23 protein-coding genes and 3 pseudogenes are annotated in these 23,357 nt (G+C 62.3%); 10 read left to right on the top strand and 16 right to left on the bottom strand.

The features are described from left to right. Positions 1-576: 576 nt before the first annotated feature. Positions 577-678 (top strand): annotated as a pseudogene (locus J7I84_RS21750) (glycerate kinase); the annotation flags it as partial. A 30-nt stretch (positions 679-708) separates the two neighbouring features. Here J7I84_RS21750 and J7I84_RS07500 read toward each other — a convergent pair. The 3 genes from J7I84_RS07500 to J7I84_RS07490 form a co-directional block, all read right to left on the bottom strand. After that, a complete protein-coding gene (locus J7I84_RS07500; protein ID WP_214942985.1) occupies positions 709-987 on the bottom strand; it encodes a hypothetical protein in 279 nt (92 codons plus the stop codon). Between the two features lies 1 nt (position 988). Next, a complete protein-coding gene (locus tag J7I84_RS07495) occupies positions 989-1,963 on the bottom strand; it encodes a Gfo/Idh/MocA family protein (protein ID WP_214942781.1) in 975 nt (324 codons plus the stop codon). Between the two features lie 104 nt (positions 1,964-2,067). Continuing rightward, positions 2,068-2,793, bottom strand: coding sequence for a FadR/GntR family transcriptional regulator (locus J7I84_RS07490; protein ID WP_214942778.1), 726 nt, complete (start codon positions 2,791-2,793; stop codon positions 2,068-2,070). Positions 2,794-2,969: 176 nt separating this feature from the next. On the opposite strand from J7I84_RS07490, the gene J7I84_RS07485 reads away from it, so the two are divergent. The 4 genes from J7I84_RS07485 (at position 2,970) to J7I84_RS07470 (ending at position 7,264) form a co-directional block, all read left to right on the top strand. Further along, positions 2,970-4,181, top strand: a complete 1,212-nt coding sequence (locus J7I84_RS07485; RefSeq protein ID WP_214942775.1) for a sugar ABC transporter substrate-binding protein — start codon at positions 2,970-2,972, stop codon at positions 4,179-4,181. Positions 4,182-4,375: 194 nt separating this feature from the next. After that, complete coding sequence (locus tag J7I84_RS07480; protein WP_214942772.1) at positions 4,376-5,164, top strand: carbohydrate ABC transporter permease; 789 nt, start codon at positions 4,376-4,378, stop codon at positions 5,162-5,164. After that, positions 5,164-5,997, top strand: coding sequence for a carbohydrate ABC transporter permease (locus tag J7I84_RS07475; protein WP_214942769.1), 834 nt, complete (start codon positions 5,164-5,166; stop codon positions 5,995-5,997). Before J7I84_RS07480 ends, J7I84_RS07475 begins: the two co-directional genes overlap by 1 nt. A 10-nt stretch (positions 5,998-6,007) precedes the next feature. After that, the gene (locus J7I84_RS07470; protein WP_251046259.1) at positions 6,008-7,264 is read left to right on the top strand and encodes a mandelate racemase/muconate lactonizing enzyme family protein; all 1,257 of its coding nucleotides are present in this window, start codon (positions 6,008-6,010) and stop codon (positions 7,262-7,264) included. A gap of 619 nt (positions 7,265-7,883) precedes the next feature. Here the strand turns inward: J7I84_RS07470 and J7I84_RS07465 are convergent. Continuing rightward, a complete protein-coding gene (locus J7I84_RS07465) occupies positions 7,884-8,297 on the bottom strand; it encodes a cupin domain-containing protein (RefSeq protein ID WP_214942766.1) in 414 nt (137 codons plus the stop codon). Positions 8,298-8,900: 603 nt separating this feature from the next. On the opposite strand from J7I84_RS07465, the gene J7I84_RS07460 reads away from it, so the two are divergent. The 3 genes and pseudogenes from J7I84_RS07460 (at position 8,901) to J7I84_RS22035 (ending at position 10,490) form a co-directional block, all read left to right on the top strand. After that, on the top strand, positions 8,901-9,479 hold the full coding sequence (locus tag J7I84_RS07460; RefSeq protein ID WP_214942763.1) for a zinc-binding dehydrogenase: 579 nt from the start codon (positions 8,901-8,903) through the stop codon (positions 9,477-9,479). Next, positions 9,458-10,042, top strand: coding sequence for a transposase (locus J7I84_RS22040; RefSeq protein WP_396020044.1), 585 nt, complete (start codon positions 9,458-9,460; stop codon positions 10,040-10,042). Before J7I84_RS07460 ends, J7I84_RS22040 begins: the two co-directional genes overlap by 22 nt. Beyond that, a pseudogene (locus J7I84_RS22035) lies at positions 10,042-10,490 on the top strand (DUF2625 family protein). Before J7I84_RS22040 ends, J7I84_RS22035 begins: the two are co-directional and overlap by 1 nt. A gap of 24 nt (positions 10,491-10,514) precedes the next feature. Here J7I84_RS22035 and J7I84_RS07440 read toward each other — a convergent pair. The 8 genes from J7I84_RS07440 to J7I84_RS07415 all read right to left on the bottom strand — a co-directional run bounded on the left by J7I84_RS07440 (position 10,515) and on the right by J7I84_RS07415 (position 16,661). Further along, complete coding sequence (locus tag J7I84_RS07440) at positions 10,515-11,363, bottom strand: aldo/keto reductase (protein WP_214942752.1); 849 nt, start codon at positions 11,361-11,363, stop codon at positions 10,515-10,517. Positions 11,364-11,952: 589 nt separating this feature from the next. After that, positions 11,953-13,302 carry an MFS transporter gene (locus tag J7I84_RS07435; protein WP_214942749.1) on the bottom strand — a complete coding sequence of 450 codons (1,350 nt, stop codon included), beginning with the start codon at positions 13,300-13,302 and terminating at the stop codon, positions 11,953-11,955. 99 nt (positions 13,303-13,401) lie between these two features. Next, a complete protein-coding gene (locus tag J7I84_RS21745; RefSeq protein WP_285291194.1) occupies positions 13,402-13,530 on the bottom strand; it encodes a hypothetical protein in 129 nt (42 codons plus the stop codon). Between the two features lie 14 nt (positions 13,531-13,544). After that, positions 13,545-13,718: an SDR family oxidoreductase gene (locus J7I84_RS21880; protein ID WP_311381102.1), complete on the bottom strand. Its 174-nt coding sequence runs from the start codon at positions 13,716-13,718 to the stop codon at positions 13,545-13,547. A gap of 511 nt (positions 13,719-14,229) precedes the next feature. After that, positions 14,230-14,370: a hypothetical protein gene (locus J7I84_RS07425; protein WP_214942746.1), complete on the bottom strand. Its 141-nt coding sequence runs from the start codon at positions 14,368-14,370 to the stop codon at positions 14,230-14,232. After that, entirely contained in the window at positions 14,360-14,488 is a 129-nt protein-coding gene (locus J7I84_RS21740) for a hypothetical protein (protein ID WP_285291202.1), read from the bottom strand. The genes J7I84_RS07425 and J7I84_RS21740 overlap by 11 nt, the downstream gene beginning before the upstream one ends. A gap of 386 nt (positions 14,489-14,874) precedes the next feature. Continuing rightward, on the bottom strand, positions 14,875-15,246 hold the full coding sequence (locus tag J7I84_RS07420; RefSeq protein WP_214942743.1) for a hypothetical protein: 372 nt from the start codon (positions 15,244-15,246) through the stop codon (positions 14,875-14,877). A 509-nt stretch (positions 15,247-15,755) separates the two neighbouring features. Continuing rightward, on the bottom strand, positions 15,756-16,661 hold the full coding sequence (locus J7I84_RS07415) for an Abi family protein (RefSeq protein WP_251046258.1): 906 nt from the start codon (positions 16,659-16,661) through the stop codon (positions 15,756-15,758). Positions 16,662-17,561: 900 nt separating this feature from the next. Here J7I84_RS07415 and J7I84_RS07410 point away from each other — a divergent pair. Then, a complete protein-coding gene (locus J7I84_RS07410; protein ID WP_214942740.1) occupies positions 17,562-18,050 on the top strand; it encodes a glutathione peroxidase in 489 nt (162 codons plus the stop codon). Between the two features lie 189 nt (positions 18,051-18,239). Continuing rightward, positions 18,240-19,084 (top strand): annotated as a pseudogene (locus J7I84_RS22030) (hypothetical protein). Positions 19,085-19,107: 23 nt separating this feature from the next. On the opposite strand, the gene J7I84_RS07400 reads toward J7I84_RS22030, so the two are convergent. The 4 genes from J7I84_RS07400 to J7I84_RS07385 all read right to left on the bottom strand — a co-directional run bounded on the left by J7I84_RS07400 (position 19,108) and on the right by J7I84_RS07385 (position 23,321). Further along, positions 19,108-19,254 (bottom strand): hypothetical protein, encoded by a 147-nt coding sequence (locus J7I84_RS07400; RefSeq protein WP_201302450.1) that lies wholly within the window; start codon positions 19,252-19,254, stop codon positions 19,108-19,110. A gap of 1 nt (position 19,255) precedes the next feature. After that, positions 19,256-20,641 (bottom strand): OFA family MFS transporter, encoded by a 1,386-nt coding sequence (locus J7I84_RS07395; RefSeq protein ID WP_214942956.1) that lies wholly within the window; start codon positions 20,639-20,641, stop codon positions 19,256-19,258. A 570-nt stretch (positions 20,642-21,211) separates the two neighbouring features. Further along, the gene (allB, locus tag J7I84_RS07390; protein ID WP_214942737.1) at positions 21,212-22,564 is read right to left on the bottom strand and encodes an allantoinase AllB; all 1,353 of its coding nucleotides are present in this window, start codon (positions 22,562-22,564) and stop codon (positions 21,212-21,214) included. Further along, the gene (locus J7I84_RS07385; protein ID WP_214942734.1) at positions 22,557-23,321 is read right to left on the bottom strand and encodes an aspartate/glutamate racemase family protein; all 765 of its coding nucleotides are present in this window, start codon (positions 23,319-23,321) and stop codon (positions 22,557-22,559) included. Before J7I84_RS07385 ends, allB begins: the two co-directional genes overlap by 8 nt. Positions 23,322-23,357 lie beyond the last annotated feature (36 nt).

Here is a 23,357-nt window from a genome sequence, read left to right as displayed (position 1 = left end):
GCTGGCCGCCCACGGGCCGCAAATGTCCGGTGTTGAAAGGCCGATAATGCAGATTTCGTCACGTAGCCCCTTGGCTTGGTCCCGAGGAGTATGAGCGATAGCCGGCCCTCGTGCGCGGCGTCAGGATAGTGCGCAGTCCGGTCTCTTTGACAGTGGCTCAGGAAGTTTTCCGATCCCACCCTGACAGTCGGAGGGGAAGGACATAGGGCCTGGGAAAGCTTGGAATACTCGAAGTAGGCCAAAACATCTGGGCTTGGCGAAGTAGCTTGTGGCAATGGGTGCCTATGTCAGATGTTGTGACTGGGGCGCGACGTCAGAACAAGGGGAAGCTTCGCCTGGCCGATGTTCTCCCATGTCAGGCGCTTTCGGCGTCAGCTTGGGGTGTATTCAGATTGGACGTAGGGGCTGGTTGCTCGCATCATTCCTGCGCCCAAAACTGTATCGCCGACCGTAATTCTCGTGTGGTGAGTTGCTCGTGGTGCTGAGCACTACGGCTTTCTCTCATTTGGTGACGAGGCCGACGGGCCCACTCGCGGAGGTAAAAGCGGTGAGGCGCCGAGCCGTTGCGATTGATTGATGATCATGGTGGGTCTTCAAGGCACAGCGAAGGTTTTCGGCCCGCAGAAGAGTGCCACCCAACAGGACGTCGAGCTGCAAGATGCTGCCCGGGCCAGGTTTGTCCAAGTAGGTCCTGGAGTGGCTCGATGCTCACGCAGGGACACGGCCGGCAGGGCGTCCCTGTCTGCGGCTGCCCTCTTCACTCGGAAGCAACCAGCCCAGGACGGCGATGGCGATCCCGATGCTCCGCACGAGCGGGCGCATCACCGGGTGGAAGACCTGGAGCCAGAGCACCTGCCCGAGGATCCATGCCACCAGCCCGAGACTGGCGAAAATCCTTAACGGGCAGCCGTAGCGCCAGCGCACCAACAAGTGCCGCGCCGCCCGGGTGATCACGTCAGGCGGCGAGCAGTTGGGCGTCAATTTCACTTCAGCGGCTGAGTCCTGCGGCGGCGTAGATTCCGTCGATGATCTTCATGTTGGCGAGGCTGTCGCGGCCCTCGGTGGGTAGCTCGTGGCCTGACTGAAGAGCGTGGATGATGGCTTCGAGTTGGTGGTCGTAGGTTTCAAGGCCTCGCACGGTCCAGCTGCGGTCCAGCCCGTTATTGGTCTGGGTGATGGAGTGGCCCCTGGAGGGGAACACCATGTTGTTTACGACCAACTTCCCTTCGGTACCGGTCACTTCGAGGGAGGAGTTCAGGTGCTGGGGCTGTTCGAGCATTGCTGATGTGATGAGGGCTTGTGTTCCTGAGGGGAACTGGAGGTTGGCCGTGACGCTGAGGTCCGCGCCGAGGGGATTGAGGGTTGCGGTGGCCCGGACGACGGTTGGTTCTTCGTCCATGAAGGCGCGTACCCAGTGAATGGGGTAGCAGCCGAGGTCCATCAGTGACCCGCCCCCCAAGCGTGGGTCGTGCCGCAGCGATGTGGGGTCGAACGGATTTGAGGTGGAAAAGTCTCCGCGCAGCGTCTTGATCTCCCCGAGGACGCCGGAGGCCTTGATGGCGTCGAGTTCGGCGCTGAGGGGGTGGTACCGGTCGTGGAAGGCTTCGATCAGGCGGTTGCCTGTCGATTGCGCGGCTTCAAGCATTTGGGCAGCCTCGTTGGCGTTCATCGCGAAGGGTTTCTCGCAGAGCACGTGCTTGCCGGCTTCGAGGGCGGCGATCGACCACTTGGCATGTTCGGAGGGTGGAAGGGCGTTGTAGACCAAGTCAACCCCGGTGTCGGCCAGCAACTCCGAGTAATCCCCGTAGAAGCGGTCAATCCGGTGGCGCTCTGCGAACTGGCGGGCAGACTCTGTTCGGCGGGAGGCTACCGCCACGACCTCGACGTCGGTGCGCCGGGCGGCGGGCCGGATGACCGCCGTGGGCGCGATACCCGCCGCACCCAGAATGCCTATTCGTAGCACTGTTTTTCTCCCTTTGCGCGTCGTCAAAATCCTTCATGCTCCGGCTCCTGCGTTTCTGGATGATCCAGTAGCGCCAGTTCGGGTTCTTCCGGGCGGGGCGGCCTCTAGGTGTTGATGCTGGTGTCTGTGGCTGGAGCCGTGAATGCCGGTTCTCCGCCGCTGAGGTCCACGTCGGATTCCCTGATTGCGAATTTCATGGCTGCCTCTGCCGCCTGCGGATCGCCTGCTTCGACTGCGTCAAGGACGCGTCGATGGTCGGGGACAGGGTCGAGCCAGTCAGCTCCCGGGTGGTGCTGGATTCGGTTGCGGGCGTTGAGAGCGTGAACGATGACGACGTCCAGGCGCATCATCAGTTCGTTGTGCGTAGCCCGCAGCAGGTGGAGGTGAAAGTCCTGGTCTGCTGCGGCCAGCCGTTCGACGTCACGTCCCGCAGTTTCGAACTCCGCGAACGACCGCTTCAACGCCTGGATGTCCGCTGGCTCCCGATACTGAGCCGCCAGTCTCGCAGCGGCGGGCTCAATCATGTCCCGTAGCTGTGAAAGCTCCGCCAAGAGACGGTCATCGTCCCGACGTGCCGAGCGCCGCCACCTGATGACGTCGCCGTCGAGCAACTTCCATGCATCCCGGTGGTTGACGATGGTGCCCCGCTTCGGCCAGGAATCAATGAGTCCCTTTTCCCGGATGACGCGCAGTGCCTCGCGGATGGCGGTCTTGCTCACTCCAAACTCGGGTTCCAGGGAGTCCACGTCGATGCGGGTCCCCGGCGGGTACTCGCCCCTGACGATGCGGAGCCCGAGCATATCTACGAGCCCGGAGTGGAGGTTGGTCATAGTGACAACCTTACCCGGAAGAAGAACTATTGCCTTTATACCTATTATTAGTAATATACATGTTTAGGGGTTCCCGTCCCTGGTACCGCGCAGCCGCTTACGAAGGAGTAGCAATGTCATTACGTCCACCCCGCCGGGGGAGGTCCATCTCAGTTCTTGCCGCCATTGCCGTTGGTGTGACCGTGCTCGCGGCTTGCTCGTCGGGTCCGTCTGCCTCGTCCGGTAACTCTTCGGCTGGGCCGCAGCCGGCCACGATAACTTTCGCCGCTTCCACACTCGGGGATCCAGGTCGCGGGCCCGGGCTGCAGAAGCTGATTGACGAATACAATGCGAGCCAAAAAGTTGTCACCGTTCAGCCGGCAGCAGTGCCGTACCCGACCTTCGGCCAAACGGTACTGACCCAGATGGGCGGCGGTGAAGGACCGGATCTCGTTCGTTTTGACATGCCGGAGTTCGCCACTGCATCGTCCTCGGGTCTGCTGGAACCTCTCGATGACAAGATTGACGCGGCAAAGCTGAAGCTCATTCCCGGCCCTGATAAGTACCTGTCCGTGGACGGGCACCGTTACGGCGTTGTGTTCGAGAACGCGAACTACGCCATGTTTTACAACAAGGACCTTGTCCCCAATCCGCCTAAAACCTTCGACGAGTTTGTCCAGACGGCCAAGAACACCACCAAGGGCGATGTCTATGGCCTTGCGTTCCGTCAGACCCAGGCGGAAGAGGCGGGTGTTTGGCAGGACATCTTCAATTACGTGCTTGGTTTCGGAGGCGACTGGTCCGACGGCAAGAAGCTGACGCTGGATTCTCCTAAGGTGATCGAGGGCTTGAAGGCCTACCAGCAGCTCTACGACGCGAACGTCATTCCGAAGGGTGCCGACGCAGCGACCTTCCGCAAGATGTTCGCCAACGGCAAGGTCGGGATGGAACTCAATAACGGCGGTTACGTCACTGCTACCAGTTCCGCCAATGCCAACCTAAATTTCAGCGTGTCTCGCATCCCGTTCCCCGAGAAGAAACAGGGCACGTTGCTGGCGCCGATGGTTGTCAACGCGAACAGCAAGCACAAGGACGCGGCGCTTGATTTCATGAACTGGCTCCTCCAGCCCGCTCAGCAGGTCAAGCTGCAAGGAGTTCTCGGTGCCAGCAGTGTTGCGTCCCCAACAGAGCGCAGCGCCGAGAGCCTCAAGAAGTTCCCGTTCCTTCCCGCACTCGACGAACTGACCGACTCCGGCGTCCCGCAGATTGTTAACGGTTTCGGTCCGCAGACGGCAGACATCCGACACATTGTGGTCACCGAAGTCCTTGCCGCCCTCCAAGGCCAGCAGGACATGGCGACAGCGATGGCCAAAGCCCAGAAGCAGGCCGAGAAACTGGTAGGACAGTGACTGACCAAAGCAGGGGACCTCGCCTTTTGGCGCGGTCCCCTGGCCCGGCCGGGGAATCCGTCTCAATCCCCAGCAGCCCGCTGCCCCAGCGGCGCCGGCGGCGTGCCGCGGGCAGTCCGTGGACCCCGTATCTCTTTCTTGCCCCGGCCGTTCTCTACCTCGTCATCTTCCAGTTAGTCCCGCTCCTTCAGGAGGTGTGGCTCAGCTTCACGAAGACGACCCTGCTCAACCCGAACTTCAATGTCTGGGTCGGGGCCGCGAACTTTCAGGCCGTCATGGCAAACCCTGCCTTCCGCCAGACCCTGCTCACCACGCTGGTCTATGTCACAGCGTGCGTTGTCGGTTCCGTGGGTTTAGGTCTGCTGGTCGCCCTGCTCCTGAACGGCCGGTTCCCGGGACGCGCGGTGGCGCGTTCGCTGGTGACGGTGCCGTGGGCAGCCCCTGGAATCGCCGTCGCGCTCATTGCGACATGGATGTTTAATCCGCAGTTCGGCATCCTCACGCGGACGCTGCGCGCGGTCGGTATCGACCCGGGCCCAAACGGTGTCCTGGACAACCCCCGACTTGCCCTGGCGGCGGTCCTCGCCACCACGATTTGGCAATTGGTGCCATTCGTCTCGGTCGTCCTCCTTTCGGCTCTGCAGGGAGTTCCGCAGGAGCTGGTAGAAGCAGCCCAAGTCGACGGCGCCGGGCGCTGGATGACCTTCCGCGTAGTGACCTGGCAGGTCCTGAAGCCAACAATCGGTTTAGTCGCCGTGCTCATGACTATTTGGTCTTTGCGTCGTTTCGAGTTGATCTGGCTGATGACCCGGGGCGGCCCGTTGGGCTCTACGCGCACCCTTGTCATCGATCTTTATGCCCAGGCGTTTGAGTCCAAGCAGTTGGGGACGGCCGCGGCCGTCGGCATGGTGGGGATCGTCATCTCCCTGATAGTCATCATCGGGGCTCGACTGGTCGCCCGCGCGGCGGCAAAGGAGGCGTGATGCGTCAGATACGCTTCGGAGTAACAGCCCGGGCCCTCGCAGTCTTGGTCGTCCTTGGGCTCGCCATCTTTCCCGTTTACTGGATGTTTGTGACCGCGCTTGCCCCCGATGAGGAGCTCTTCCGGTCAACATCAGTCAACCTGCTCCCGGATTTCTCCCGGTTCGGTATCTTCGGCGACGCCCTGGCGGACGGCCGGGTAGCCCGTTGGCTGCTCAACAGCGTGATAGTTGCCGGTGGAACAACGGCCCTGTCCATCGGACTGGGCATCCCGCTTGGCTATGCCCTCTCGAGGTTCGCCTTCCGCGGCAAGGCCGCTGTCGGATTGGCACTGCTGTTCACACAGATGCTTCCAGAGGCGCTGCTGGTGGTTCCGCTGTTCGCCGTATTCCGCCGGTTCGACCTGCTGAACTCCCTGCACGGGCTGATTCTGGCCGACACCGCATTCGCACTGCCAGTGGTCGCGCTGATCCTCAAGGGAGCCATCGACGGCGTTCCGCGGGAACTTGACGAGGCGGCGCGTGTTGACGGTGGCCGACCTCCCACCGTCCTCGCCCGCATCATCCTGCCGCTGATAGCACCAGCCATCGCCGCCGCCGCAGTCATCGCCTTCTTCAGCGCCTGGAACGAATACGTCTTCGCGGTAACCTTCGTGTTCGATAAATCCCTGCAGCCCGCCTCGGTGGGTGTCGCCGGCTTCATCGGCGAGCAGGACACTTCCATTCAAAGCATCATGGCCGTCGGTCTGCTCTTCACCCTGCCGGCGGTCGTCTTCTACCTGTTCGCACAACGATATGTCGTCAGCGGTATGACCGCAGGCGCCGTAAAAGGATGACCCCAAAAACATGAGAATCACCAATCTGGACACTGTTGTCGTTGATTTCTACCGCACGAACCTCATCTTCGTCCGGCTGAGTACTGATGAGGGTCTCACTGGTGTTGCGGAGGCAACCCTGGAAGGCCAGGAGCACGCGGTCCGGGGCGCCGTCGCCGTGCTCGCCGAAGCCGTCCGCGGCAAGGACCCCACGCGGATAACCCAGACGATCTACGAGCTCAACCGTGACGCCTACTGGCGCGGTGGTCCGGTGTCCATGACCGCTCTGAGTGCCCTGGAAATGGCGATGTGGGACGTCTCGGCCCGTGCCTTGGGCGTGCCCGTGCACCGCATGCTCGGTGGCCAGGTCCGGGACCGGGTCCGCGCGTACGCCAACGGCTGGTTCTCCGGAGCCACATCGGCTGAAGACTTTGCCGACGCCGCCGTGCAGACTGTTGCCCAAGGCTTCCGCGGACTCAAATGGGACCCGTTCGAAGCCGCCGACCTCACCCTCGAACCACGGGACCTGCGGCGCATGCTCGAGCCGGTCGCCGCCGTGCGCGAGGCAGTCGGGGACGATATCGAACTGTTCATCGAAGGCCACGGCCGGTTCGACGTCCCCACAGCCATCCGGGTGGCGCGCGAACTTGAGCAGTTCCAGCCGGTGTTCTTCGAGGAGCCGTGCCCGCCGGACGGGATTGACGCCCTCGCGGAGATCCGCTCCAAATCCCCCGTGCCGATCGCTGCCGGGGAACGCTGGTTCGGACGGAACACCTTCGTCCCCGTCCTGGCACGGAATGCCGTGGACTACATCCAGCCGGATGTCACCCACGCCGGCGGCCTGCTGGAACTGCAGTTCATCTCCACCCTCGCCGCGGCCCACTACGTCCCGTTCGCGCCGCACAACCCGAGCGGACCGCTCAGTACCGCAGCAACCCTGCAACTGGGCGCGACCCTTCCCAATTTCCGCTATCTGGAGATCATGGCCACCGACGTGCCCTGGCGAAGCGAGATCTCCAGTGAACGCCTCCAACTCACCGCGGAGGGCGACGTCCTCATCCCCGAAGCGGTCGGTTTGGGCATCGAGCTCGACTTCGAAGCAATAGCCGAGCACCCCTACACCCCACACCCGATGCGGATCTTCAGCGACGCCGTCGCCGACATCCGCCCGCCTGACGCCCGCTCCTACTTCAACCTGGAGCACTCGCCACTCATCGAAGCGACGGGGGCGGCTGTAACGTTCGCGCGACACGGTGCCCCAACAGCTGTCACAACCGCCTCCGTGTGAGCGGCAGCGATCGGCAGCTTCCAAATACTGAATGAGAGAACAACGAATGACCAGCACGGCACCACCACCGCAAATCCAGCCGGCCGACTTGGAGGACGCGATCCTCATCGGACGGATCCGCTCTCCGCAGGCCCCAGGGTAGTCGGCGTTCGAGGTGACGGGGTTTTCGATCTGAGCCCCGTGGTCCGCAGCGTCGCAGAACTCATCGACCACGAGAACCCGGCGGGACTCATCTTCGAAAGAACCGACGCCCCGCGTTGGGGCCTTGCAGGGATAGTAGAAGCTTCACTGGCGACGGACCGGGACCGTCCCCACCTGCTGGCCCCCATTGACCTTCAAGTGATAAAGGCCTGTGGAGTCACATTCGTCGAGAGCATGATCGAGCGTGTCATCGAAGAACGATGTGGCGGTGATTTCAGTCGCGCCGCCGAAGTCCAAAAAACTGTGGCGCAGGTTCTGGGAGGCAGGCTGGATGCCGTGCGTCCAGGGTCGGAGCAGGCAGAGCAAGCCAAGCAGGTATTGCGGGGCGCATGTGGTCCCAGTACCTCGAAGTCGGACTTGCCCGACCCCGAAGTGTTCGCCAAAGCTGCCTGTGGGTTACGGCGCCGCTGTCGGCAAATCAGGGGGAGGGCTCGGTTCGTGCTGCCCGTGCCATCTTGGCCGACCCAAAGTCGGAGTAGTCGGCCGGCTTGGGTTCGCCCCAGATGACAAGCACCTTCAGCGGTCCCTTGCCGGTATTGCGCAGATCATGGCGGGTTCCCTCCCTGGCCAGGACGGCGTCACCGACTGTTACCGAATAGGTTTCGTCTTCGACGGTCATTTGACCCGTGCCCTCGGTGACTACATATATTTCCTCCAGCGGGCGGCCAGGCTCAGCATGTGAATGCATACCCTCGAAGCCACCGGGAGGCAGTTCCCAGGTCTGCACTGCCACAGGCAGTTCGGACTGGCCGTAAAAAAGCCACTGCATCTGCAGCGGCGAGCCCTCGTGAAGGTTGTACCGAAAGGCGCGTGTTCCTGCTCGTTCAAGCATTCAGGCCTCCTATCACTCTCCCTATGGCATCCTCGGCCGGGATGCGGTTGTCCCCGCCAGCTCCATTACAGCAGCCCAGCCTTTGACGGGATAGAGGCACAGCTGGCGAAGGGACCGTCTTAGGTGCGGCCGTGCGGGCAGCCTACCGGCTTATCTCTGACGGCAGACCAGGCAATGCCGAATGTCCGGTGAAACTTCCAGCAGACCTCCAGCTGTTTCAGAACTGTATGAAGCCGGAAGAACCGGACGAGATCGTTGACCTGACGCGCAAATCCAGGCCGGAGGCCCGACGCAATGGTCGGCGCGGATAATAGCCGCGAAGGTTGGGGTATCCCTGGCCCAGGTGCAGCGGATCCGGGCCGCCAGGGTCTGAGGCCGCATCTAGTGGACTCGTTTGAGCTCTCCAATGACCCACGTTTGAGGAAAAACTCATTGGCGTGGTTGGCCTGCATCCGAAGCGCCGGAGAGATCGTGCTGCATGGATGAGAAGCCCTCGATCTAGGCGCTGGACCGCGCGCCGAGGCAAGCTGCCACGGCCCGGCCGACATAAGGCAGCGCCGTCGGCACGCTGCTCGACGCGAGGTGGCGAAAGTTCCGACGGGAATGGGCCTTACCGAAGCGGCCACGCTTCCCATGAATGGATTGACCGCCCAGGTGGCGCTGGAAGCGCTCGGCGCCGAACACGGCGGGACGATCGCCGTCACTGGCGCCGCCGGCGCACTGGGCGGGTATACAGTCCAGCTGGCCAAGGCCGCCGGCCTGCGTGTGATTGCCGACTCCTCCAAGAAGGACGAAGTTCTGGTGCGGTCGCTCGGTGCCGATGAACTGGTTCCACGCGGCAGCGGTGTCGCCGACCATATCCTCGCCCTGGCACCGGGTGGCGTCGCCGGACTGATGGATGCCTCGGTGCAGCAGAATGAGGTAGTGCCTGCGATTAGGCCCGACGGCGTGCTCGTCGAGGTCCGGGCATGGGAAGGAAGTCCCGTCCACGGAATCGAGCAGCGCACCGTGTCGGTCACCCAGGCAGAATCACCAGCAGATATACAGGAAATTCTTGTCAAGGGTCAAGGGTCAAGGGTCAAGGGTCAAGGGTCAAGGGCAACGGTCCACGGCTGGGTTGTTGTGGACCACTCTTTCTTTCCCGTTGCTCGGTGGTGTCCATGGCTGGCGCCTCGTACTTGAGGGCGCTGCCAGATATACGCTGGTTGGTTACCGCAGGACGAGGTGTTCGGCCGGAGGGCTGCCGCTGGTCTAGGCATGTCGAGACGTCGCCGTTTCGAATCCCCTGGCTGCTCGAGCGCCGCCGCCGGGCCGAGGCCGCACTCACGACCGTGGTCGCGACCTGCTACCTGCTCGGGGTCACCCACCCGGCGGATGGAAAAACTCGTCGAGACCCTCGGGATCACCCCGACTCTCCAAGTCCCAGGTCTCGATCATGGCCGCCGACCTCGACGCGCAGGTCGAGGCGTTCCGCAGGCCGCCCGCTGGACGCCGGCCACTGCAAGTTCGTCGCTGCCGACGCCCTGGTCCTGAAAGTCCGCGAAGGCGGGCGCGTCGTCAACGTCCACACCATGGTCGCCACCGGCACCGCCAAAAGGAACGCGCTTTACCGTCTGCAAGTGACGACCACGTCGACGCTTGGAGCCATCGCATCGAACTGCGGGACTCTCCTGTTTGATCGGATGGGTACGCAGCCTCGGGGCTGGCGAGGGAATCGAGGACCTCGCGACAGCGAACGCTCTTAGTGACCCCGACCATCGCGCAGCCCCCGGGCCACCTCGTCGTCGCGTACGACGTCCTGGGTGTACTGTTCACCATCAATAGCGATGATCTCACCGCCCAACCTGGCAAGTCTGCTACTTGGGGTCCCGACACTCTGGAATGGACGCCCCTAGGGACGGCCACACGGCATTCATCGAGTGGCTTCTGAATACCGGAGTCACGGAGTTCTACCGCGAGCTTCGTTGGCTAGGTTGGGAACCGGAGGTCTCCGCACTGTGCATCGGCGAGAAGGCATCAGCGTCTACCCGTTCCTTTGCACAGCAGAAGGCCGCAACATTGCAACGGCAGCAAGAAAGGCGGTGCCCTTCCGGGAACTGCTCAGTCTGGATGAGCGGCCCCGTCGAAAGCTCGTGCCGCATACCTTATGTGAGCAGCAGCGGAATGATCCACTCAGTAGGGTACGAAGTTTGACTTTATGAAGTTAACGCTCCATGCCTACATTTGGCTGTGTGCGGCGAGGGCTGGGTCCGTGCCGGCACGGGCGCCGGACTCCAGAGCCGTTATGTCGGCCACCTCGGCCGGGGTGAGGGTGAGACGCACGGCTCCCAGGTTTTCCCGCATGCGGGTGGAATCCGCGGACTTCGGGATGACGATTGTGCCTTGTGCGAGGTGCCAGCCCAGAACTATCTGGGCGGGGCTGGTCCCGTGCCTGCCGGCAATCGACTTCACTGTGGCTGCCTCAAGGTCCGCGCCTTGGCCCAGGGGGCTGTATGCCTCCACCATGATGCCCAGGGAGCGGCTTTTCGCGGACAGTTCCTGTTGCTGGAATGTGGGGTGGATTTCGATCTGGTTGACGGCGGGAACAACGTTCGACGCTGCCAGGAGCGTGTCCAGGTGGTCGGCCAGGAAGTTGGAGACGCCGATGGCACGGACCTGGCCGTTGGCGTAGAGCCTTTCCAATTGTTTCCATGCCTGAACGAAGAGTCCCTGGGACGGTACGGGCCAGTGGATCAGGTAAAGGTCCACGTAGTCGACCCCTAGAGCGTGGGCGCTGTTATCGAACGCCTCTGTTGCGTTGCCCTGCTCGCCGTTGCGCAGCTTTGTCGTTATGAAGATTTCCTCCCGAGGGATCCCCGATGCGGCAATTGCGGCTCCAACGCCGGCCTCGTTTCGATAGGCGGCAGCTGTGTCTATGTGGCGGTAGCCAGCCTCCAAGGCATCTTCGACAATGCTCTGAGTTTCTTCCGGTGGGACTTGGAACACGCCGAATCCTAGTTGCGGGATCTGGACCCCATTGTTCAGGGTCACGGTGGGCACACTGGTTTCTTGAGTTTGGGACGTCATCAATTTCTTCCGTTGGTTGGTTAGATCGAGGGGGACTGAACGGGAAAGTCCTTTACGAAATGCTTAAGTGCAGCTAAGCCGTAGACCAGTCGACCGCGGAACTGGCGACCAAACCCATGGTCGCCGGTGACGACGGTGGAAAATACGGCGCGAGCCGCCGCCGCGCTTGGCAGGGCATCGTCAATGACCCGTACAAGGCGTCGTCAAACATCGCCAGCCGGGCCCCGGTGCAACCTCGAGACTGCTCGGCAAGTCTTTCTGTCCCACCTAAGGATGTGTGTTCGTGTGACAGGGGACCCGGGTCTTGCGTGGAGTCAGTTCCTCCGTCGGGTGACGGCGGGGGGCATTCTGTGCCGACTTCCACCGGCTCTGCCTGTATCGGTCGGATCGAGTGGCGTTGATCCCCGGATAAAGATGGCAGGTCACGGGCGGTTCTTCGTGCCGCAACCGCTCCAGCCAGTCCAGGCTGTCCCGGTAACCGAGGTACGTCTTGGTACTGACCCCCACCAGGATGGTGGGGGTCAGCAGGGCTGTGCTGGATGTGTTGCTGCTTTCGCTGGTGAATCCAGTTGAAGGGAGCTGGAAAGACTTACTTTTCCAGCAGTTCATCCGCCTTGTTGTGGAACTTCTTTGTCAGGAACATCATGAGCGCGGCCAAGAACGGGAGCACGCCCAGGGCAAAGATGCCGGCGGAGCCTGTGGAGTCAGCGGCCATCTCGTTGACGGTGGTCCGCATGATCGGCGCGACGAAGCCGCCGAGGTTTCCGAGCGAGTTGATCAGACCGATTCCTGCCGCTGCTGCCGTTCCGGTGAGGAACGCCGTCGGGTAGGACCACGCGATTGGGCCGATGGAGAGGAAGCTGCAGACGGCAAGGGTGATGAAGATGATGCCCAGTGCCGGGAGGTGATTGGTGCCTGCCCAGGCCGAGACGAAGATGCACAGGCCGGTGGAAACGAACAGCCAGGTACCCCAGACGCGGCGGCGGACCAGGGTGTTGGCGGCCTTGCCGATGAAGTAGCAGGCGAAGATGCCGAAGAACCACGGGATGGCTGCCATCAGGCCGACGGCGAGGCCCACCTTCTGGCCGGTGAGCTGGGACACCTGCTGCGGCAGGTAGAAAGTGACACCGTACACGGCGATCTGCAGGCAGAAGTAGATGATGGTGAAGTACCAGACCTTGCCGTTCTTCATCGCGGCAAGGACGCCGCGCGGGCCGGACTCTTCCTTGACGGTGTCCTCCAAAGCCATAACCTCCAGGAGAGCGCCCTTTTCTTCCTTGTTCAGGAACTTGGCGTCCTGAGGGCTGTTGATCAGGAAGAAGAAGGAGGCGACGCCGGCGACTACTGCCAGGATGCCTTCGACGGCAAACATGACCTGCCAGCCATGGACACCGGGCACCTGGTCGCCGATGTTGATGAGCCAGCCGGAAAGCGGTGCGCCCATCATCTGCGAGAACGGCTGGGCCAGATAGAAGATCGCGAACATCTTCACGCGTACCTTGTTCGGGAACCAGGCAGCCAGGAACATGATGACGCCCGGGAACAGGCCGGCTTCGGTGACACCGAGCAGGAATCGCAGGATGATGAAGGACGTCTCACCCTGGACGAACGCGAAGCAGGCCGACACGATGCCCCAGGTGATGGCGATGCGGGCCAGCCACACCTTTGCGCCGAACTTGGTCAGGAGCAAGTTGCTCGGGATTTCGAACAGGGCGTAGCCGATGAAGAAGATGCCGGCGCCGAGGGCGAAGGCTCCGGCGCTGATGCCCTTGTCTACGCCTAAGGCTGCTTCGGAGAAGCCGACGTTGGTGCGGTCGAGGAAGGCGACCACATAGAGGATCACCAGCATCGGCATAAGCCGGCGGGAGGCCTTGGAAATCGCCGATTTAAGGACTGGCGAATCCAACAACTCCTTGGTGGAATTGGCTGTTGCGGACATAAAAACTCCTCGTCGAGCAATCATTGGTGTAACTCAGGGGGTGAATCAGTTGCGTGGAGAACGGCAGATCCGGTCAGGCCGGACCCGCCGTGAAAACTGTTAGCGTGATAAAACCATCATCAGTACCCCGGCCACGCAGGCCAGGATCCCGATGGCGAGATAGATCTTCCGGCCCTTGCTCCAGAATGCGAAGCCGGAGCCGGCCGGAGGCTGATTGTGTGGGGTCAAAATGCTTCTCTTTCTTAGTGCATGTAGAGTCCGCCGTCCACACTCAGCGTCCGGCCGGACATGTATCCCTCGCCCTGGCTGATGAGGAAGGCGATGGCTGCTGAGATCTCCCGGGTGGAACCGACGCGCTTGACGAGGAGGTCCTTGGCGAGTTCGTCCTTGCGTTCCTTGCGGACTCTGCCGACTATGATGTGGGCGTCGATGGGCTTGGTGAGATGGCGTTGACGGCGGTATGTCGTATTCGGAAACTAGAGGAGCGCTGCCGTGGCCACTCCTTCGTCCATTCCTGTTTCCTATAGGATTATCCAATAGGAGCACACTGTTGTAAAGATCACAGCCCGTCGTTTACGCCTACCAGTCCAGCAACCCGCCCTGCCTGCTCACCGGAACGAGAAGGTCCACGCCATTCGCGGCCCAGCCCAAGGACTGCCGGATGTTGGGGTCATCCCCGGGAAGGTAGCAGCCCACCAAAGCGGGGGCCTTGTGACGAACCAGAGCTACCAGATGCTCCGCTAGACCGGCCGTTGCCGTCCCCTGCTCCTCCGCTGGCCGGTGGCGGAGGAGACGAATCTCCGCGCGCAATCTGGCCTTTGCATCCCTTACTGAAACATCCGACATCATGCTACGGCCTAGGCCTTGGCCGACACCCGCCCCTGGCCCGTCAGGTCTGCTGAACGACCGCGCGAGTGCGTGGACCGGCTAAGCCGCCAGCCGGGTAATGCCGGCAAGAATCAGGAGGATCCCTACCGCGGTGAGTTGGCCGAGGAAAATCAGCAGCGCCAGGACCTGCGTTCCGCCATAGGTCAGGGCGTAACTCAACGTGTCCGGACTAATGCGCATCAGTGGGTCGCCGCCCTGCTCCGTCCTCCGCGAAGGAACGTGCGGCGTTGGCGGCGATGAGTCCCTCGGTGCGGGGCAAAGACCCCGAGTGGCTGGTGTGAATGCGATCGATCGTCATGGCACTTTCCTTTCCATCGTTCCTGCCATTAGCACCTTGCGGGAATATGTCTGGGAAGCTGCAGCGTCACTGAGGCAGGTCTCTCGGCTGCTCCTGATGGTGGCTTAGGTCTCTAAATCCACTGGTAGCGCGGGCGCGCCCCCTCCACGGACAATTGCCGAGCACCAATCGGAGGGACTGTTAACCATCATGGCCGCAGGCCTAGGACCGTGCTAATTCACGGAAATGTGGGAGACCCTTTAAATAACAAGGCTCCGTTTTCCGAGGCTTCGCCGCTCCCGGACGACACTACTACCTGCGCAGGAGACAACAACATAGGTGGTTCCTGTCAGGTTCCTTGGCTGGTTGCCGGAAAGCCCTGAGGCTGACCGAGTGTCCCGGCGGAGTTATGAACACAACAACCAGGCTTCTGCCTCCTCCTCGCTGCTGAAAAACCATGTGCGGCGAAGACGCGGATCAAGGGTGCTCACGTAATGCGCAATCACTTCGTCTACGGGCGAGGCGCCGATCATCGCTACTTTTCGTGAAGACCGCTCCTTGGCAAATACCGCCCGTGCGGCGCTCTCGAAGCCCGCGGCACCGGAGAGGTTAACCATCATCAAAATGTTGCTGTCCCCGCCAAGGCCCGTCACGGCCGCCAACACATCCACGGCGTTCTGCTCGCTGATCCAAGCAGCGGGGAACCACCGGACACGGAAGATGCCGTCAAGACCTACTGATACCTCACACTCACGAAGAGTCACCTTCTGGACCGTCATGCCTGCCTTCTGCTGCCACTGCCCGCCAACGAGGTCTCACGAAACCGCGAGGTTTCGTCCGCAAATTTAACCATGAAGGAACACGCGCACGCGACAGGGCCGTCTAAGGCAATAACAGCCGTTGGCGCGGCAACAGCAGGAGGGGGTCTCTGGCCCTGCGGTAGTAGTACACCAGAAGGCTGCGCAAGATCGCATTCCAGACGACGTCCTTCCCCGAGCGGCGCATCCAGTAATAACATCGTCGGAAACACACTGCTGACTGCGTGTCCTTGGTTTCAGACCCGCCCGCGCCCTCCGGTTTCAAGTCGATATCCACTGGTTGTGTCAATTAGTTCTGGATTCACCGTGACGGTTTGAGTTTGGCCACTCCGTGGTGCTTGCCCCGGCATAATCGCGACTGGCAACCCTGGCCGGGGGCTTCTCCCCCGACCGAAATAGAGAGCCGATAGTTGATATGCCGTCAAGCTGCTTTTGTTCCGGAACGGGCACTCTTGGATGGCTTCAGGTAGCTAATTCCATAGCGGGGCTGTGGCCCAGTCGGGCGGAGCTCCAATATGGGAAAGGGGGAGTAGCTGAACATCTGGGTAAGAGCGCAGGACGGCCGGAAGAAGTTCGGGCCGCCCTACGTCGAGCGTCCGGAGCATGTGCTGGATGAGAGTGAGTTGTCCGAAGGTCCGGTTCATCTCCTGGCGGGCATGATCGAGTTCAGGCAGGTGGCCAACGTTTGGGAGTTTGGGCTTTATTGCGTGGACCTTGTTAAAGAGTCTTCCGTGGTGTGCGCAGATGTTTCTCAGAACGTTGAGTGATTTCATCCAGGACTCCAGCTGCGGAGCGGTCAGGCCAAACTTGTCCGCGATGTTGTCCTGAGTTTGTCGGGGTGAGAAACCGTACAGGTAGGTGAGTGCTCCCCAGTCGAGGATTTCAACGGCTGCCCAAACGGGAAGAGTTCCACCGTACTTTGCATGGTGGTGCCTGACGAAGTCTTCCTTCGAATCGGCCAGGCTCTTCTTGTACCGCTGCATCCAGGTGGCATAGGAGGTGCCCTGGGCTGCCCGCGGTCCTAGAAGTTCCGGCTTCAGGTGGGCACATTCGTCGAGCATTCCAAGGGCATGTCCGAGTAGGGCTCGCAGTGCCAGTTCGATCGGCGTGAGGGAGGCGAAAGTTGCCGTTCGGAGACTCTCATCGAAGCTATAGAGCCTGACGACATCGGTGAATGTCGTTCCGGCGTAAAAGCTATCGTCACGGCCTGAAGGTCCTTGGCGCCTGAATGAATACCAATACCCGCTCAAGCGGTAGTAGTTGATGTGCTGCAGTTGCTTGATGGCAGCGTCCCTGTCCGCGACGCCCATCCCGCGGGAGGCCAGGAGGTCGACCTGCTCCTCGTAGGTCTTGTAGGCCTTAACGGATGCGGGCAACTGAGCCTCCTGCTCAGAGAAAGTAAAGACCGGCCCTGGACCTACTGAAGTAGGCGGAACCGGTCGTAGTGCTTCGACTATATCTGTTTTCAGAACGCAGCTCCAGTCGAAGGAGCCTGGGCTTTCGCTTGCTTCGAAAGCGTTCCGGGCCTGGGGCCCTAAGACTGTCAGCACTCCTGGCAGAGCATGCCGCTTTCGGGTGATGGCGTCAGCATAGGACGAAAACCGCTTTTATTGACAACGGTTCATCCTGATCTCAGAACCCAGCATGGCAGTGGGAGGGAACGGAAACCGCGGTGGGGAAGCTCGAGAATAGTCGAAATAGCCCAAAAAATTTGGACTTGGTGAAGACGCCCGGCCAGCGGGTGGCTACGTCACATGTTATGCCCGGGCCGCGCATCGGAAAGCAATCGGACCGCCGCCACAGGCCGTATCTTCCCTAGTCAGGAGGTTTCACGTCAGGTTGGGGTGTACTTCTGCCTTGCAAACTTTGATTCGGCAAATGCGCGGCCGCCAGAAGAATCGCCTCGTCACTAACGTTGATTTCAGCGATTCCACCATTAGGTTGTGACACATAGTTACGAGAATCATCGCTGCGGCAAACTCGTAGGACGGCGCGGAAATTGAATCGCTGTCGCCGCAGCGTTCATCCCGTCGGTGGGACGTCTCGTATCCGAAGGGTTTCGAGACAACCTGAAGTGTAGCGTTTAGAACCGGGCATCTAGTCGTGCGGCGTAAACGTGCGTATCGATGTTAGCAACGTCGCCGATGACTGGGTCAAGGATTTCAGACCGGACCTGCTGCCTTGTGGAACTCAATTCTTAGGGTGGGCCCGGGGATGGATACCCTCGATCCGGGCGTTACAGCAATGGAATGACCAAAACCGAGAGGATTGTGACCATGACCGAGGCACTTCACAGCATTCCGTTAACCATGATCGACGGACAGGAAGCCAGCTTCGGTGACTTCAAAGGCAAGACGGTTCTCGTGGTCAACGTGGCATCCAAATGCGGTCTGACCCCGCAGTACGAGGCGCTCGAGGCCCTTTACCGGCAATATTCGGACAAGGGTTTCGTCATACTGGGTGTGCCGAGCAATCAGTTCAGGGGCCAGGAGCCGGGAAGCGCCGAGGACATCCAGGAGTTCTGCAGCATCAACTACGGGGTGACGTTTCCGCTGGCCGAGAAGACGGAGGTCAACGGTCCGCACCGACACCCGCTGTATGCGGTGCCTACCGGATTCCGCAGCGGCCAGTTGGCCGAGGACATCACCTGGAACTTCGAGAAATTCCTGGTCAGCGCCGAGGGCAAGGTTGTCCAGCGCTTCGCCCCGCAGACAGCGCCGGATTCCCCCGAGGTAATCGCTGCCATCGAGGCCGAACTGAACTAATTCCACTGGTGACCGATACTGCCGGGCGCTGTCCTGGACTTCGGCAAGTACAACAAGATGCAACGCTTCGTCTGGCTGACAATGCCGGCAGTCAAAGGGCCGGGGCTGCACGTGCCTGCGCTCCTTCGGGACTCCGGCTGGGAAAACGATCACCTTGCCTGACGACCAAGGCCTTGGGCTCAGCGATCTGTGATTGACGGAGTCCAGCAGTACAGAAAAGAACTATCGAGGCCATTGGACTGCAAGCGTTCAACGCTGGCACCCGGTGTTGAGGGTGCTGAAACGACAAAGCGAAGTGCGCTGCTGCTGGGGCTCGGCGATTGGCAGGGTACCCTCGCTGAGGCCGCCGTCCCCTTGGTGCGACCTCACAGCGAATGCCTCACCGGGGATGTCCTGGGATCCCAGCGGTGCGACTGCGGGCCACAGCTCCGCGAGGCGGCCGAACGGATAGCCGGAGAGGGGGCTTCCTGCTGTATCTGAGGCAGGAAGGCCGGGGCATTGGACTCTACGAGAAGCTCGACTCCTATTCCCTTCAGGATCGCGGGCTCCCCAGGCCCAAAACCAGGGCGAGTGCAGCGAACCCGAAAACACCCGTACCAGAGTCCTGCCAACTCGCGGGGAAGACCGGAAGGGGCGCATCCACGAAGAACTGCGGGGCATTCACGGCCCTGAGGATTGCGTTCCGATATTCCCAGATGTCTTTCACGGGCCAGCAGAAACCCAAGGATCAGGGCAGCAAGCACCGACAGCGCTGCCCGTACGAGATCATCGACCACGCCAGCATCATTGCCTCCTCAAGAAGACCGCCCCACCTGCAGTGCGAGGTAGTGCACAGTACAGTCTGCTTGGAGTCCGCGGCCGCAGTCTGGAGCCGGGTTCCCGTCCGGCCCGGCGCTGCGCCGAGGACAGGACCGGTGCCAGACAAGCCATGCACCGCCGATTTTGGCCGCGGCGGGCTGGATAGACAGCAGTCATGGCCGCGGAAGCCCGGGGTCGCTACGTTACCCGTTCCCGCCAAGGTGCGCGGGGCGTGACCCGCGGGCGGCGGTACCAAGCGTTAGCCGAACAGCGCGGCCACCTGGGTCAATGTTTGGAAGACGCCGTAAGCCAGCGGGATCCCCACCAGGACCCAGGCCAGGACCAGCCGGCCCGTGGACTTTTTGACCGGCTCGTGGGCGCCGTGGGTGTGTGCGGTGCTGCTCATGTCAGGCCTCCATGGAAGATGTGTGCCGTTCGGGGCGGGGTTCGTGGAATCGTGCGTCGACGGGCTTGACCAGCAGGTTGGCTACAAACCCGATGATCAGCAGCGCCACCATGGTCAGCAGCGCGGGCTGGTAGGACGCGGCGTTCAGCTGGCCGGGCTTGCCCTGCGCGTCCAGGATTCCGTTGACGATCAAGGGTCCGGCCACACCGGCGGCTGACCACGCGGTCAACAGCCGGCCGTGGATGGCGCCCACCTGGTATGTGCCGAACAGGTCCCGCAGGTAGGCCGGGACGGTGGCAAATCCGCCGCCGTAGAACGAGATGATGACGAAGGCGAGCACCACGTAGAGGGCAGTGGCGGAGGACCCCGCAAGCGCAAGTACCGTGTACAGCACAGCACCCACGCCCAGGTAGACCATGTAGATCCGTTTGCGGCCCGTGACGTCGGAGGTGGCGGACCAGGCGAACCGGCCGGACATGTTGCCGATGGACAGCAGCCCCACGAAGCCCGCGGCCACGCCGGCACTGACCAGGGACTTGCCGTCGGACTGCCGGAAGAAGTCCTGGATCATGGGAGCGGCCTGCTCCAGGATGCCGATGCCCGCCGTGACGTTGCAGAACAGCGCCACCCACACCAGCCAGAACTGCCGCGTCTTGATGGCGTTCCTGGCCGAGACGTTCTCCGTGGTCACCAATTTGGCGGCCTTGACCTTGGCCGGGTCGAACCCTGCGGGGCGCCACCCGTCAGCGGGCACCCGGACGGTGAACGCGCCGAACAGCATGTAGGCGAGATAGACGACGGCGAGGGTCAGGAAGAGTTTTCCCACGGCATCGCCGCTGGCAACCCAGCCCTGGGCGCCGGAGTTGGGGTCGTACGCCTTGAGCAGAGCCTGGGAAACCGGGCTGGCAATCAGCGCGCCGCCGCCGAAGCCCATGATCGCCATGCCGGTGGCCAGGCCCGGCCGGTCCGGGAACCACTTGATCAGCGTGGACACCGGCGAGATATAGCCGATGCCCAGGCCGATGCCGCCCACGAAGCCGTAGCCCAGGTAGACCAGCCAGAGCTGGCGGGTGAAGATGCCCACCGAGCCGATCACGAAGCCGCCCGCCCAGAACATCGCGGACGTGAACATCGCCTTGCGTGGGCCGTTGGTGTCCACCCAGGTGCCCATGACCGCGGCGGAGAGGCCCAGCATCACGATGGCGATGGAGAAGATGACGCCGACCTCGGTCAGGCTTGCCCCGAAGTGCTTGACCAGCGCGGTCTTGTAGACGCTGGTGGCGTAGGCCTGGCCAATACATAAATGAACGGCCAGCGCCGCCGGCGGGACCAGCCAGCGGTTGAAGCCCGGCGGGGCGATGGAGTGGTCACGGTCCAGGAAGCCCATGGTTGATTCCCTTTGCTCGTCGAAGACGTCGATGTCTGATCGATCCAGAGGCAAAGGACCTTCTGCGGAGCCGGGACCTATTGCCTTGGGCAATCACCATCCAGATGATCAGTATACGTACCGTTGGCCCGCCGACCGGTAGCTGATTTAAGGCGAGCAGCCGCATGCAGTTCGTCCCCGAGGCTGCCTCTTTCAAGGAATTCCGTGGACCACATCAGAGTCGACCGAAACGGCCAGATGCCCCTTGCACGTAACGATCTCGACTTCATCCGTGACGAGGAACCCGGCCCTGCAAATCGAGCGCTGGAGCCAAATTGCGGCGCACGGGTTGCGAGGGTGAAAGCCGCGGAGCGATGGCGGAGCACAGCCCCCTTCCAGGGCCTCTACGCGACCAGAATAAGAGCTGATAATGGTGATTCCGTAAAGCTGCAAATCGCTCAGGCAGGGGAGGCGCCCGCCTGGGCTGGGCATGGCGCAGGCATTGGTGGAGATCCCGTATTTCGGAACGTGGCTGCCGCACGCTGGACCGGCTCGGCAGCCACGTTCAGTTGAGGGGGATTCGCCGCGCCGTTATATGCCGCCGCGGCGGATCAGCTTGCCCGTGGGGGTCTTGCCGTCCACTACGCCGCCGCGGAGGAAGGTTTTGCGGACCACACCGGACAGGGCCTTGCCGTCGTACGGGGTGATGGGATTCTTGTGCTTGAGCTTGGACACATCCACCACGAAGGCCTCATCCGGGGCGAAGACGGCAAAGTCGGCGTCGTAGCCCAGGGCCAGCTGGCCCTTGGTGGTGAGCCTGGCCAGGTTGGCCGGCTTCTCCGCCATCCAGGACACCACCTGCTCCAGCGGGATGCCGCGATGGCGTGCTTCGGTCCAGATCAGGGACAGGCCCAGCTGGAGCGACGAGACGCCGCCCCACGCGACGGCGAAGTCGCCGTTCTCCAGGTCCTTCAGGTCCAGGGTGGAGGGAGAGTGGTCCGAGACGATGCAGTCGATGGTGCCGTCCTGCAGGCCCTGCCACAGCAGTTCCCGGTTTGAGGCCTCGCGGATGGGCGGGCAGCACTTGTAGGCGGTGGCGCCATCCGGGATTTCCTCCGCCATCAGCGTGAGGTAGTGCGGGCACGTTTCCACGGTGAGCTTCACCCCGTCGCGCTTTGCCGAGGCGATCATGGGCAGCGCGTCCGACGACGACAGGTGCAGGATATGCGCACGCGCACTGGTCCAGCGGGCCCGCTCGATGACCTCGGCGATGGCCTTGTTCTCGGCGCCGCGGGGGCGGGAGGCCAGGAAGGTTTCGTAGTGGTCCCCGCCCGGGTGGGGGGCGCGGTCGATGGCATGGGAGTCCTCGGCGTGGACGATCATGAGCGAGTCGAAGGACTTCAGCTCGGCCATGTCCTCTTCCATCTCGTCCGCGTCCAGGTGCGGAAACTCGTCCACGCCGGAGTGCAGGAGGAAGCACTTGAAGCCGAACACGCCTTCGTCATGCAGGGGACGGAGGTCAGCCTTGTTGCCCGGGATGGCGCCGCCCCAGAACCCGACGTCGATGAAGGCCTGGTCCTCGGCCACCTCCCGCTTGAGCTTGAGGTTCTCCACCGTGGTGGTGGGCGGGACGGAGTTCAGCGGCATGTCGATGATGGTGGTGACGCCGCCTGCTGCCGCGGCGCGGGTGGCGGAGGCGAAGCCCTCCCATTCCGTACGGCCGGGCTCGTTGACATGGACGTGGGTGTCCACCAGGCCCGGCAGCAGGGTCTCGTCCTCGGCCAGTTCAATGACTTCCGTGCCGGCCAGGCCATTGCCCAGCGGCTCAATGGCCACGATCTTGCCGTTGCGCACCCCCACTTCGCGCGGGACCATCCCGGCGGTGGTCAGGATGCGCCGGCCCCGGATAACCAGGTCGAAGCTGTCCTGCGTTGGTTTAGTCATTGATGCTTACCTTTGCGCTGTCGGCGTTACCGGGGATCGCCGGGAGGGGCCAGCCCGTCACGGTTTTAGGGCGGGGTGGGGCGTAGGTGCGGACCTTGGAGGTCGACAGGCCGAGGCGGATAAGGGATTCCGCGATCGTCACCGCAGCCGCTACGCCGTCCACCACGGGGACACCAAGGCGGGTCCGGATCTGCTCGTCCAGCCCGGACATCCCTCCGCAGCCAAGGACGATGACCTCTGCCTTGTCCTCCTCAACGGCGCGCGTGGCTTCGGCAAGGATCGCCTCGACAGCCCGCTCCGGGAATTCCTCCAACTCCAGCACCCCGAGACCGCTTGCACGGACTGAGGCGCATCGGGCGCCGAGTCCGGCCAGTTTGAGCCGGTCTTCAATCAGCGGCACCGTCCGGTCCAACGTGGTGACCACCGAGTATTTGTGGCCGAGGAACATGGCCGTGCTGGCGGCCGCTTCGGTGATGTCGACGACCGGGACGTCCAGGAGTTCCTGGAGCCCTTCCCGTCCGTGCTCGCCATAACCAGCCTGGATTACGGCGTCGAACGGTTCCGGATACGACAGGACCGCGTCCATGACCGCGATCGCGGCCAGGTAGCTTTCGAAGTTACCTTCACAGGAGTCGGCGCCGAAGCGCGGCGTCAGGCCAATGATCTCCGTCCCGGAGGCGGCGGCCATGCGGGCCTGGGTAGCAATGGTATCCGTCATGGATGCCGTGGTGTTGACGTTCGCGACGAGGATGCGCATGGTCTCTTTCCCTGATGATGCTGGATGGTTGGAACG

The organism is Arthrobacter sp. ISL-85 (assembly GCF_018613675.1).
Taxonomy (GTDB): domain Bacteria; phylum Actinomycetota; class Actinomycetes; order Actinomycetales; family Micrococcaceae; genus Arthrobacter.
This window is presented reverse-complemented; position numbering and strand designations above follow the sequence as displayed.